The organism is Nocardia sp. NPDC055029 (assembly GCF_053608525.1).
The window spans coordinates 127,460-140,381 of the sequence record NZ_JBSGVQ010000004.1 but is presented as its reverse complement, the minus strand read 5'-3'; the positions used below and the strand labels follow the sequence as shown (position 1 = coordinate 140,381).

The window sequence follows — 12,922 nt, the reverse complement described above, 5'->3', positions numbered from 1 at the left end:
GGCTACAGCAGCTTAGGCCGCGAACGCGGCCCTTCGCCGTTCCCCCTGCAAACACCCCCGAAATGGCCGAAGGCCACCGTCATCGCTCAGTGGGTGATGACGGTGGCCTCCGGGGAGCAAACCCCTACTTGCCGTACTGGTAGAAGCCGGCGCCGGTCTTCTTACCAAGCAGGCCCGCCTCGACCATGCGCATCAGCAGCGGCGGAGCCGAGTACAGCGGCTCCTTGAACTCGGCGTACATCGAGTCCGCGATCGACTTGACGGTGTCGAGGCCGACGAGGTCGGTCAGCGCCAGCGGGCCCATCGGGTGGGCACAGCCGAGCACCATCGCCTTGTCGACGTCGTCCTTGGTGGCGAAGCCCGACTCGACCATCCGGATGGCCGAGAGCAGGTACGGCACCAGCAGCGCGTTGACGACGAAGCCGGAGCGGTCGGCCGAACGCACGACCTGCTTGCCCAGGATGTCGGCGGCGAACTGCTCGGCGCGCTTGGCGACCGGCTCGCTGGTCTTGAGCGTGGTGACCAGCTCGACCAACGGCAGCACCGGCACCGGGTTGAAGAAGTGCAGACCGACCACGCGCTCGGGGTTCGCCGTGGCGACCGCGATCTTCATGATCGGGATGGAGGAGGTGTTGGAGGCGAGCACGGCGTCGGGGTCGGTGACGACCTTGTCCAGCTCGCTGAAGATGGCCGTCTTGACCTCTTCGTTCTCGACAACGGCCTCCACGACCAGCTGACGGTCGGCGAAGTCGCCGAGATCGGAGGTGAAGCGCAGCCGCCAGGCCGCCTGCTCCCGCTCGCGCTCGGTGATCTTGCCGCTGCTCACGCCACGGTCCAGCGAGCGCAGGATCCGAGCGCGGCCCGCGGCGGCGAGTTCGCGACTGGTCTCGTAGACGAGGACGTCGACGTGCGCGCGTGCGCACACCTCGGCGATGCCAGCGCCCATCTGTCCCGCGCCGATAATCCCGACGCGCTGAATCTTCTCGCTGCTGCTCACGTCCCGCTCCTGCTGTGTGTCTGGCTGTGGGGTGGCTGGGGTGGTCATGTCGACCAAGCTATAGGGATGCCCTCCCACGCCGGGGCTGTTCGGCGTGGGAGGGCGTGCTGGACGCGGAGCGTCCGTACACCCCTACCGGAGTAGAGGAATGGTGTTGCTACTTAAAGCAACCCCGTGCGGATCAGTGGAACTGACCCTCTTCGGTGGAGCCCTTCAGGGCAGCCGTCGAGGTGTTCGGGTCCACGGTGGTGGCGATGGTGTCGAAGTAGCCGGCACCGACCTCACGCTGGTGCTTCACGGCGGTGAAGCCACGCTCGGCGGCAGCCTGGAACTCGCGCTCCTGCAGGTCGACGAACGAGGTCATGCCGTTGCGGGCGTAGCCGTGCGCCAGGTCGAACATGCCGTAGTTCAGCGAGTGGAAGCCGGCCAGGGTGATGAACTGGAACTTGAAGCCCATCGCGCCGAGCTCACGCTGGAACTTCGCGATGGTCGCGTCGTCCAGGTGCGCCTTCCAGTTGAACGAAGGCGAGCAGTTGTAGGACAGCAGCTGGTCCGGGAACTCCGACTTGACGGCCTCGGCGAACTTGCGCGCGACCTCGAGGTCCGGGACGCCGGTCTCCATCCAGATGAGGTCGGCGTAGGGGGCGTAGGCCTTGGCACGCGCGATGCAGGGCTCGATGCCGTTCTTCACACCGAAGAAGCCCTCGGCGGTACGGGTGCCGTCCAGGAACTCACGGTCGCGCTCGTCCACGTCGGTGGTGAGCAGGGTGGCGGCCTCGGCGTCGGTGCGGGCGATGATCACCGACGGCACGTCGGCGACGTCGGCCGCGAGACGCGCGGAGGTCAGGGTGCGGATGTGCTGCTGGGTCGGGATCAGCACCTTGCCACCGAGGTGGCCGCACTTCTTCTCCGAGGCCAGCTGGTCCTCCCAGTGGACACCGGCGGCACCGGCGGCGATCATCGCCTTCTGCAGCTCGTAGGCGTTCAGCGCGCCACCGAAGCCGGCCTCGGCGTCGGCCACGATCGGGGCCAGCCAGTTGGCGACCGAGGTGTCACCCTCGACCTTGGCGATCTCGTCGGCGCGCAGCAGCGCGTTGTTGATGCGACGGACCACCGACGGGACCGAGTTCGCCGGGTACAGCGACTGGTCGGGGTAGGTGTGGCCGGACAGGTTCGCGTCACCGGCGACCTGCCAACCCGACAGGTAGATGGCCTTCAGGCCGGCGCGAACCTGCTGCACGGCCTGGTTGCCGGTGAGGGCGCCGAGGGAGTTGATGTAGTCCTCGTTGTTCACGAGGTCCCACAGGATCTCCGCACCGCGGCGGGCGAGGGTGTGCTCCTCGACAACGTTGCCCTGCAGGGCGACGACCTGCTCGGCGGTGTAGTTGCGGGTGATGCCCTTCCAGCGCGGGTTGGTGTCCCAATCCTGCTGGATCTCCGCAGCGGTCTTCGGGGTGCCGACAGTCGACATCTCTGACTCCACTTCCTCGGTGTGGTCGGTGCTCCGGCGATCCGATCCTGAAACAACCGGCGGCTGAACGCTTTCGGTTGCACGGTTCGTACTGCTGGAGCAATTTGCAGGCTTGCTAGGACTAGCTAGGGCCCAAGGGGTGTACTTCCACACGATGGCACACCAGGAAATAGCCGTCTACCTGTTGCTTATGTGAATCTCAGCTAGGTTTGCCGCCGCGTTTGCTAACTTTGCGAAATTTGCGGGTTGATTGCAAGCACCGAGCCTACCGACGGGTAGCGCTGACCAGGAGTTTTAGCATAACGCCCGTACTGTTAGCGCTCGCCCGCCGGGTGCGACCCGACACGCCCAAGCCTGCCACCCTGTGACCTGTTTCACACACCACGCCGGGCGGGAATGGTGTGCGTGTCGTCACTGGCCCGGCACCTCGGATCGCGTCCTGGACACTCGTCCGCGAAGACGACAAGGTGACCCCATGAGGATTTCCAAGATCGCGGCGACATCGCTGGCAGTGGTCGCGGCGACGGCCGCGGTGAGTCTGGTTCCGGCGGCCGCGGGCGCGCAGCCCGGCGCGGCGGGCACGGTCGTCGGCGTCGAGGCGCTGTCCGCCGCGGCGACACTGCCCGCCTCGGCGCGCGCCGAGCGACTGATCTACCGGTCGACCTCCACGGGCGACCAGCTGACCACCACGAGCGCCGCCGTGTACTTCCCGGCAGGCACGGCCCCGGCGGGCGGCTGGCCGGTGATCGCGTGGGCACACGGCACGGTCGGCCTCGGCGACGACTGCGCGTACAGCGTGGCCGGACCCGCCGCGGTCGAGCGCGACCGGGCCTACCTCGGCACCTGGCTGAACCAGGGCTACGCGGTCGTCGCCGCCGATTACGCGGGCCTCGGCGGCCCTGGCGAGCATCCGTACCTGAACGGCATCGTGGAAGCGCACAACGTGGTCGACGCCGTCCATGCGGCCACCGCGCAGTACCCGGACCTGTCGAACAAGTGGGCCGTGGTCGGCCAGTCCCAGGGCGGCGGCGCCGCGGTGTTCACCGCCCGCTACGCCACCGAATTCGGCGGCCCCACCCTCGACTACCGCGGCGCCGTCGGCACCGGCGTCCCCGCCTACATCGAGGACGTCATCCAGCTACTCGGCCCCGGCATGCCACCGATCGCACTGAGCTCCCACCTGTCGGCCTACGTGCTCTACATCCTCAACGGCCTGCGCACCACCTTCCCCGACCTCGACATCGACGGCCTGCTCACCGACTCGGGCCGCGACTGGGTCGAGCGCGCCAAGACCGCCTGCATCGGCCCGCTCGGCGACGAACTAGCCGCCGCCAAGCCCAGCCTCGGCAGCATGTTCACCCGCCCCCTGTCCTCGATCCCCGACCTGCACGGCCTGCTCGCGCGCTACATGGGCCTGCCGGAATCCGGCTACGACCGCCCCCTGTTCCTCGGCCAGGGCCTCCGCGACACCGATGTCGTCACCCCCGCAACCCTCCGCTTCGCCGCCGTCCTCGAGGCCAACCGCCAGCCGGCCACCCTCCGCACCTACCCCACAGACCACGACGGCACCGTCAACGCCTCCCTCACCGACTCCCTCCCCTTCGTCGCCGAACTGTTCGCCTGATCCTCCGGACCGGCAGAGCGCCCTTCCACGAATCTGTGATCAGACTTCCGAACTCGTCGGCGGCTCGAAGCTCGCCAGCATCTGTTCGAGCGCGGCCTGATCGGGCCCGACGAACGGATCGGTGGACGGCGCCGTGGCCAGCATCTCCACATACTCCGGCGTACGTCCCTCGGCAGGCGGGAGGTGGGTGCTGAGGATCCGCTGCGGGTCCATGGCGCGGAACTCCGAGACGGTGGCGAGGAATTTGCCCTCGTCCACGATGCGCACCCACGGGCTGTCCACCGCCGCCCAGAGGTGCTGCGCCGCGCGCACCGCAGCGCCCGGTGCGTAGCCGACGTCGTCGGCGGTCGCGAGTTCGGCGCTGGGCATCGGCGCGCCGAAACAGTCCGAGGAGAAGCACGAGTCACTGACCTCGTCGTAGAACCCGACCGTGCTCGGATTGTCGAACAGCGGTGGGCGAAACGCGGTGAGACGCCGATCGCCGACGTCGAGGGATTGCCCCGGGTTCAGCAGGAACACGCGGTTGAGCGGGACCGGCCGCGCGCACGACATGATGCCGACCGCGAGGAAGGTCGTGACCAGCCGCGCGTTCGGCGCGGTGTCGAGCAGGTCGAACAGCGATCCGGTGTGGTCACGATCGGGGTGCGTGAGCCAAATCCATTTCACGTCCGCGGGGTCGACCACCGAGGACAGCGCCTCGATGAATCCGCGACCGGGCAGGCTGAGCCCGGTATCGACGACGACCGGCTCCGCCGCATGCAGAACGTAGGCGTTCACCGGCAGGTGGCCGATACCCGGAACTTCCAGCTCGTCGGCAAGAGCGGTGATGTCGCGCTCGATTCGATTGATTCGCATACACGACGCTAGGACTTTCCCGGCGTGCCCGGCATCCCACAAACCTGGTATTTCCGCCGCCTATCCGGCGGATCACCAGATGGCCCCGACTCAGCGGCGCGCGGTCGTCGGTGCCGGGTTGTCCGTATCCCATTCCCGCCTGGCAGACGCGATGGTGTCGGCGTTTTCCCTGGTCCAGTCGATCACCCGGGTTCCCATCTCGACCAGTCCGCGGCCGAGGTCGGTGATCGTGTAGTCCACCTGGGGTGGGATGGTCGGGTGTGCGGTGCGTTCGACGAAGCCGTCGCGGCACAGGCGTTTGGTGGTGAAGGTGAGCATGCGCTGGGAGATGCCGGGGATCGCGCGCTGGAGTTCGCCGAAACGCCGGGTGCCCTTGGACAATTCGACCAGGATCAGGATGGTCCATTTGTCGCCGAGGCGATCCAGTAGTTCGCGGACACCACAGTCGTCGTCACCGCAGGGACCCTGCTGCGCCATCTCGGCGTCGTGCACCGAGGCACGCGCCAGGGCGATCTCGTTCTGCATCCTTCCATCATGCCCGCACCGAATAGCTTTCGCAGACAGTCGATTCACCGCCGATCAGGCCGGCACCCCTGCGGCACCGAGTAGCGCATGTTCCACCGAGAAGGGTGCGCGGCCGATCAGATCCGCCAGATCGGAGGTGTCGTTGTCCAGGTGCCCGGCCCGGATACCGGACACGATCGAGAGCACGTGCCCGACCTGATAGGCGGGTAATCCCAGCTCGGCCAGTTCGGCCCGCACATCGGCCAGCGACACGTCCCGGCGCTCGATCTCCCGACCGGTGGCACCGGCGACCATAATGGCTATCTCGACAGCCCCGACCGGCTCGACCCCGCCCAGGTCGTAGCTGCGATTCCGGTGCCTGCTCGGAACCCCCCGTCGCGCGGCGCGTTCCACCTCATCGGCCACGACAACCGCCGCGGCGGCGAGGTCGGCCCGCGCGACCGGCCGCACTCTGCCTTCGCCCCAAGCGCTCGCCACGACCCCCTGCGTCGCGGCGCGCATCACTTCGAGGGCGAACAGCTCGGCGTACAGGCCGTTCCGCAGGATGGTGTACCCGAATTGCGCTGTACTCAACAGATGTTCGGTATAGCGATGCGCGGTGGCCAGGCTCAGGTGATCACCGCCGCCGAACAGGCTGGTGTAGATCACGTGTGCCACACCGCTGCGCCCGGCCGCCTCGATCGCGGCCCGATGCCGCGCCATGACGACATCGTCCTCACCGAACCCGGCCGAGACCAGCACCAGCGTCCGAACCCCGTCGAATCCTCCCACCAGACTCGACGGATCATCGAAATCGACGCGCCGCGCCGGAACCGTCAACGACTCGGGCGCACGCGACCCCGCCGTGACCTCCGCCCCCGTCGCGACCAGTCCGTCGAAGATCAGCCTTCCGAGCTGACCGCCCACCCCGGTAACCAAGATCAAAACTGCCTCCTCATCCAGCCGGCCGCCTAGGCCGTTCGAGCGCCCATCCCGCCGGGGAACCGGCTGTTCAGGACGCCTCGATCTTGGCCGCACCGCCGACCACCGCACCAGAAGGCACATTCGTGATCCCCACGCACACCGATGTATCCGACGACGTCCCCGCACCGCGAGCAACCGGCATGGTGACGCAGCTCACTCACGCCTTCCGCGGGTGCACCTCCCGCCAGTGCTCGGCGATGTCGATGCGCCGGGCAACCCATACCCCGTCGTGCGTCTGCACGTGATCGAGGAAGCGTTCCAGGGCCGCGGTACGGGCCGGACGACCCGCGAGGCGGCAGTGCAGACCGATCGACAGCATCTTCGGACTGCCCTCGGCCCCTTCGCGATACAGCACGTCGAAGGCGTCGCGCAGGTGGGCGAAGAACTGCTCGCCGCTGGGGAAGCCGGCCGGGGAGGCGAAGCGCATGTCGTTGGTGTCGAGGGTGTAGGGGACGACCAGGTGATCGTGGCCGTCGACCTCGGTCCAGTACGGGAGGTCGTCGGCGTAGGAGTCGGAGTCGTAGACGAAGCCGCCGTGCTCGACTACCAGCTCGCGGGTGTTCGGCGAGTCGCGGCCGGTGTACCAGCCGAGCGGGGCGGCGCCGGTCAGCTCGGTGAGGATGCGCACCGCTTCGGCCATGTCGGCGCGTTCGGTGTCGCGGTCGACGAGCTGATACGACGTCCACCGCAACCCATGGCAGGCGATCTCGTGGCCCAGTGCCCGAAAGGCCGCCACCGCTTCGGGATTGCGCTGCATCGCGCGCGCCACCGCGAAGACGGTGAGCGGGAGGTCACGCCGTTCGAAGGCACGCAGGACCCGCCACAGGCCTGCCCTCGAGCCGTATTCGTACACCGATTCCATGCTCATGTGCCGGTTCGGGAAGGCCTCGGCCGGAGTCATCTCGGACAGGAACGTCTCCGAGTGCGGCGAACCGTCGAGGACATTGTTCTCCCCGCCCTCTTCGTAATTCAGCACGAACTGCACCGCGATGCGCGCGTCGCCGGGCCACCGCGGGTCCGGCGGTGTCGGCCCGTAGCCGACGAAGTCGCGGACCTCGCTCATCCGCCCAGCTCGCCGTACAGACGGAGCCGGGCGAGCCCGCCGTCGGGGTAGATATCGAGCCGCACCTCCTCGACGGAGGCGGCCGCGGGCGTGAGGGCGAACCGGTGCCTGGTGTCGGGCAGCAGGTCCGTGCGCGGCAGCAGCTCGACTTCGGTTCCGTCGGTGGTGAATCCGGTGAGCGAGGCGGCGCCGGGACTGTTGCCGAGGAAGCAGGAGGTGTCGATCTCGGCGAGCCGGATCGCACCGGGCCCCGCCAATTTGATACGCACCCAGTCGTTTCCGTCGTCGCGGCGGCGGGCCGTCTCCCAGCCGTCGCCCATGACGCGGGCGAGGCCGGGGTAGAGCAGCTGGTTGGGCGAGCTGTAGAAGCGATTCGAGCAGTCGAGTACCAGCGCGCCGTTGTCCAGCGCGGCCAGGTCGAGCGGGCCGAGACCGAGCAGCGCCGGGTCGGGCCTGCCCTCGCCGTGCACCCGCAGGCGGGCGACGCCACCGTCGGGATGCATGGTGAGTTTCACGTGGGTCCAGCGGTTTTCGTCGTCGACGGTGAACGGGTTGCGGCTGTCACCGCCCACCTTCACCCGGTCGAGCAGGGTCACCCAGTCGGTGCGCGCGGCGATCTCGCCGGCGGGCGGATAGCCGTCGACCGCCAGTGCCGACAGCGACACCTCCGGCGGATAGTTGCCCTTGAACCAGGCGGTATCCACCACGACACCGCGGATCACCCCGGGTACACCGAGCCGCACGATCGCGCTGTCGTCACCGGGTTTGCCACGGTGCCTGCGGGTTTCCCACCCGTCGTAGACCTGGCCTTTGTGCCCGAACGTCGACGGCTGGTACTCGGCCGGACCCGGGTTGACCAGGTTCTCCTTCTCCGCGAAGAACTCGTCGTTCGCCCAGATCACCGACCCGCCGAGCGGCCGCACCGCCAGATCGGGTAGGAGCGTGAAGTCTTCGCTGCCCTGGTGTTCGCTCACCGTGCCTCCTGTTTCCTCTGGTGCCGCATCGGGCCGCGAATCACGGTGCCCGCCATCACTGATCCTGCGGTGGCATGCGGCGCGCGGCCAACGCCTCGAGCGACGGCACCGTGAGTTCCGGTGCGCGGGCGCGCAATTGCTCCTCGGTGATCGCGCCGCAGCGCAGCCCACGCAGCACTGTCGTCGACAACGCCTCCGCCGTCGCCGGTTCGTCGACGACACCACCGGAACGCCGGTCCAGGTAGGCCTGCAGGCGCGGAAGGGCGACGTCGGTGGCGGTGCGGAAGAAGTCGTAGGTCGCCAGCCAGCGGGTGACGAGGTGACCGGGGTGCATGTCCCAGCCCTGGTAGTAGCCGCGGCGCAGCGCCCGCTCGACCAGGCGGTGGTGATTGCGGAACGCGCCTTCGGGGTCGTCGTCGGGGACGATCTGGGTGGACCCGTCGCAGATCCACACCCCGGTCTGCGCCGCGGCCACCTGCATCACCGCTTTGGCGTAGTCGGCCGCCGGGTGGTCGAGCGCCTGATCGGTCGCGGCGATGCCGCAGGCCGCGGTGTAGTCGTAGGTGCCGAAATGCAGCGCGCTGCATCGTCCGTCGGCGAGAGCGATCATGCGGGCGATCGGCGCGCTGCCGTCGGGGGCGATGATCGCCTGCGGGCTCTCGATCTGCAGTTCGAAGCGCAGGGTCCGATCGGCCAGACCATTGCCACGCTCGATACCGGAGCACAGGTCGACGATCGCCGAGACCTGATCGGCCGCTCTGATTTTCGGAACCGTGAACACGAAGCCCGGCAACACTCCGCCTGCTCCGTCGAGCACGAGCTCGAGCGTGCGCAGTGCGCGTCTGCGCTCGTTCGCGGCCAGCCCCTTGGTGCGGATGCCGAATGAGTCAGGGGCTCCTGGCTTTCCGGCCCAACCCGCCAGCGTCTTGCCAGCGGCGGTCGCCGCCGCGTCCTCCTCGTCGTCGGCGCGAAAGCCGTAGCCGTCCTCGAAGTCGATCCGCAGGTCCTGCACCGGCCGCTCGGTGAGCCTGCGCCGGACGGCGGGCAGTGCGTTGGTGACATCGAGGCCGACGAGGAAGTCGGCGTGCCGGTGCAGCAGGTCGAGCGCGGCGGCGCCCCAGTCGGCCGGTGTGTCGGCGGTGGCGCGGTCGGCGCCCACATAGGCGGTGTGTACCGGCTGGACCCGGTCACCCGCTCCCGGGTAGCGCGTCCGCAGCTCGGCGTCGACGGCGTCGAGCCTGGCCTCGATGCGGGCGCGGATGTGCTCGGGGAGATGGGCGTTCACCCGGCGGCTCCTTCCTTGATGGTCCGCCACACCCGGTCGGCGGTCATCGGTAGTCGGTCCGGTCGGGCGCCGACGGCGTCGCGGATCGCGTTCGCCAGGGCCGGTGCCACCGGGTTGTAGGGGGACTCACTCATCGATTTGGCACCCAGCGGGCCGAGTTCGTCACTGGTTTCGGCGAAATAGACCTCGGTGCGGGGCAGATCCGCGAACTGCGGAATGTGATAGTGGCGCAGCGTCCTGGTGGTCACCACGCCGTGGTCGGTGCGCATGTCCTCGTAGAGCGCGGTGCCCAGCGCCTGGGCGACCCCGCCCTCCACCTGCCCGCGCAGCTGCACCGGGTTGAGCACCGTGCCCGCGTCCGCCACCTGGACCGATTGCAGAATCCGCACCTCACCGGTGCTCGGCCGGACCGCGACCCGGAAGGCGTGCACATTGAAACTCACCGAGCGTGGCGTCCCCGCGTGCGTGCCGTGCGCGAGGAGGTCACCGCCGGCGAGCAGCTGGGTTGCGGTGATCAGCTCCCCGCCGCAGCGCACGCCACCCCCTTCCAGCAGGCATTCGCGTTCGGGGTGCCCGCTGATCTCGGCGGCCCTGGCCAGCAGCATCGCGTGCAGTTCCAGCGCCGCCGCGTAGGAGGCCTTGCCCGCGACCACGATGCCGGTGGAACCGAAGGCGCCGGTGTCGTGACCGACGACGTCGGTGTCGGACTGGCGGATCCTGATCCGGTCGGCGGTGGTGGCGAGTGCGGTCGCGGTCAGCTGGGCGTGCACGGTGGTGGTGCCGTTGCCGAATTCCGCTGTGCCTACCCCGATCTCATAGGAACCGTCGGCGAGCAGGCGCGCGGTGGCGTCGGCGCGGTGGCCGCGTGGTGGCACGGTGGCGATCATCGCGACGGCCATGCCCTCGCCGACCAGCCAGTCCGGGCTCGGCGCGGTGACGCCGTTGCCGCGGCGCAGCGCCCGCTGGGCGGTGTCGAGGCACTGGTCGAGGCCGTAGCTGCCGAAGGTCAGGTCGCCCTCGTCGACTTCGGCGCCGGTGAACCGGTCGCCGGGGACCACCACATTGCGGCGGCGGAATTCGAACGGATCGACCCCGAGTTCGCGGGCCAGCTCATCGATCGCGCACTCGACGGCGAAGATCACCTGCCCCAGCCCGTAGCCGCGGAACGCGCCGGAGGGAACGTTGTTGGTGTACACCGCTTGTGCGTCGACCCGCTTGTTCGGGCAGCGGTACACCGCCACCGATTCGCCGACGGAATGGAACAGCACGCCCGCGCTGTGATTGCCGTAGGCGCCCGCGTCGGCGAGAACGTCGACCGCGAGCGCGGTCAGGATGCCCGCCGCGTCGGCGGCCGCGGTCACCGCGACCCGCATCGGGTGACGGCAGGGAGCCGAGGTGAATTCGTCGGTGCGAGTGAACTCGTACTGCACCGGATGCCCGGTCCGCAGCACCGCCAGCGCGATCAGATCCTCGACCAGCATCTCCTGCTTCGCCCCGAACCCGCCGCCGACCCTGGCCGTGAACACCCGCACGCGGTCCCGATCGAGCCCGAACACATGACAGAGTTCGTCGCGCACCAGGAACGGCACCTGTGAACTCGTCCGGACGACGAGCCTGCCCGCGTCGTCGAGCCAGCCGATGCCACCGTGGGTCTCCAGATTGACATGCTGCACCCGCGGCGAATGCCACACCCCACGAACTACTTTCGCCGCCTGCTCGATTCCGCCATCGAAGTCACCTACCCCACCGTGGATCTCGGCAACGAGATTGCGCCTGCTGTCCGCGATGCGCGCCGAGTCCGGCTTGTCCGCGTGCAGCTTCGGGGCGTCGTCGGCCACTGCGGCTTCGGGTTCGAACACCGCGGGCAGCAGGTCATATTCGACGCGCAGCGCGCGCACGCCTGCCCGCGCGGCATCCAGCGTCTCTCCCACCACCGCGGCCACGCGCTGTCCAGCGAAGCGCACCGTCCGATCAAGGACGAACGTGTCGTCCGGATCGTCCTCCCGCAGCTCGTGCCGCGCCGTCGAGAACGCCGTCGCGGGCGAGTCCGCATGAGTCAGCACCAGCCGCACCCCTGGAACCTCCTGCGCCGCAGCGGTATCGATGGACACGATGCGCGCGTGCGGATGCGGACTGGCGAGCACAGCCAGATGCCAGGGCGCACTCGGCGGCATCTGCTCCCCCGCTCCCGGCACCACGTCGAACGTGAACGCCTCCCCGCCACGCACGATCCGCACCCCAGCCGGAGCCCCCACCCCATCCCCGATCTGCCCGGCACCGTACTTCTGCCGCGTCGCCCCATCGATCCGCGCCTCGACAGCCCGCACCGCCGAATCCCCGACCGTCGGTCCTTCACCAGCCGAAACAGTGGTGCGCTCGCCGCCGAGCTCGTGAGCTCCCTTCACATACGAACCGACCGCAGGCCCTGCGGCGACGACCTCCTCGCCGTCGTCGGGAAAGCCGGCCGAGGTCGACGACTCTCGCCCGTCAGGACCCGAAGGCGTTGCGGAAGAACGCTCTTGCGCTCCGACGGCCGACACGTCCCGAGCCGACCTGTCCGCCCCTGATGGAGCTCCCTCCGCCTCGACCTCCTCCGCACCGACGGTCGATCGTCCCGTCCGCAGATCACCCGCCGGTGTGGGCACAGGTGCCGGTGTAGGCGCGAGAGCTTGCCGGGAAGTTGTGCACAGTGATGCACAGGACTCCAAGGCGTCGGCGATGGCGCGGTAGCCCGTGCAGCGGCACAGGTTTCCCTTCAGCAGCTCGGCGCGCTCGGCATCTGTGACGGGGGATGCCGACACTGGTGAGTCGCCGTCGACAGTCCGCCCGGCCGACAGGCCCGTCGCTGTGACAACCATTCCCGCAGTGCAGAACCCACATTGGAACCCGGCATGCTCGACGAAGCTGCGCTGCACCGGGTTCGGGCCGTCGCCGCCACTCAGCCCGGCAGCCGTCGTCACATTGCGACCCTCGGCGCGGTAGGCGGGGATCAAGCAGGAGTGGACCGGATCGCCGTCGAGTAGGACCGAGCAGGCCCCACAATCGCCCGCGTCACAGCCTTTCTTGACCGCGAGTTCGCCCTGTTCGCGGAGCAGGGTACGCAGGCATTGGCCGGGGCGCGCGGACACCTCGACCGCGCGGCCGTCGATGTTCAGCCTCATGAAC

General features: G+C 68.9%; 10 protein-coding genes. 1 reads left to right on the top strand and 9 read right to left on the bottom strand.

Features of this window, described 5'->3' with window-relative positions:
* Positions 1-124: 124 nt before the first annotated feature.
* Both ACWF9G_RS05465 and aceA read right to left on the bottom strand, forming a co-directional pair.
* Positions 125-997: a 3-hydroxybutyryl-CoA dehydrogenase gene (locus ACWF9G_RS05465; RefSeq protein WP_379029182.1), complete on the bottom strand. Its 873-nt coding sequence runs from the start codon at positions 995-997 to the stop codon at positions 125-127.
* Positions 998-1,178: 181 nt separating this feature from the next.
* On the bottom strand, positions 1,179-2,468 hold the full coding sequence (aceA, locus tag ACWF9G_RS05460; protein ID WP_379029185.1) for an isocitrate lyase: 1,290 nt from the start codon (positions 2,466-2,468) through the stop codon (positions 1,179-1,181).
* Positions 2,469-2,943: 475 nt separating this feature from the next.
* On the opposite strand from aceA, the gene ACWF9G_RS05455 reads away from it, so the two are divergent.
* Complete coding sequence (locus ACWF9G_RS05455; protein ID WP_452513870.1) at positions 2,944-4,092, top strand: alpha/beta hydrolase; 1,149 nt, start codon at positions 2,944-2,946, stop codon at positions 4,090-4,092.
* 39 nt (positions 4,093-4,131) lie between these two features.
* On the opposite strand, the gene ACWF9G_RS05450 is transcribed toward ACWF9G_RS05455, so the two are convergent.
* From ACWF9G_RS05450 to ACWF9G_RS05420, 7 genes are all read right to left on the bottom strand, one after another.
* Entirely contained in the window at positions 4,132-4,947 is an 816-nt protein-coding gene (locus ACWF9G_RS05450) for an MBL fold metallo-hydrolase (protein WP_452513869.1), read from the bottom strand.
* 90 nt (positions 4,948-5,037) lie between these two features.
* Positions 5,038-5,472, bottom strand: a complete 435-nt coding sequence (locus ACWF9G_RS05445; RefSeq protein ID WP_452513868.1) for a winged helix-turn-helix transcriptional regulator — start codon at positions 5,470-5,472, stop codon at positions 5,038-5,040.
* Between the two features lie 54 nt (positions 5,473-5,526).
* Positions 5,527-6,396: an NAD(P)H-binding protein gene (locus ACWF9G_RS05440; protein ID WP_452513866.1), complete on the bottom strand. Its 870-nt coding sequence runs from the start codon at positions 6,394-6,396 to the stop codon at positions 5,527-5,529.
* 196 nt (positions 6,397-6,592) lie between these two features.
* Positions 6,593-7,498, bottom strand: coding sequence for an allantoinase PuuE (gene puuE / locus ACWF9G_RS05435; RefSeq protein ID WP_452513864.1), 906 nt, complete (start codon positions 7,496-7,498; stop codon positions 6,593-6,595).
* Positions 7,495-8,472, bottom strand: coding sequence for an allantoicase (alc, locus tag ACWF9G_RS05430; protein ID WP_452513862.1), 978 nt, complete (start codon positions 8,470-8,472; stop codon positions 7,495-7,497). Before alc ends, puuE begins: the two co-directional genes overlap by 4 nt.
* Positions 8,473-8,527: 55 nt before the next feature.
* Positions 8,528-9,757: a DUF6986 family protein gene (locus ACWF9G_RS05425; protein WP_452513861.1), complete on the bottom strand. Its 1,230-nt coding sequence runs from the start codon at positions 9,755-9,757 to the stop codon at positions 8,528-8,530.
* Positions 9,754-12,918 carry a molybdopterin-dependent oxidoreductase gene (locus ACWF9G_RS05420; protein ID WP_452513859.1) on the bottom strand — a complete coding sequence of 1,055 codons (3,165 nt, stop codon included), beginning with the start codon at positions 12,916-12,918 and terminating at the stop codon, positions 9,754-9,756. Before ACWF9G_RS05420 ends, ACWF9G_RS05425 begins: the two co-directional genes overlap by 4 nt.
* Between the last annotated feature and the right edge of the window lie 4 nt (positions 12,919-12,922).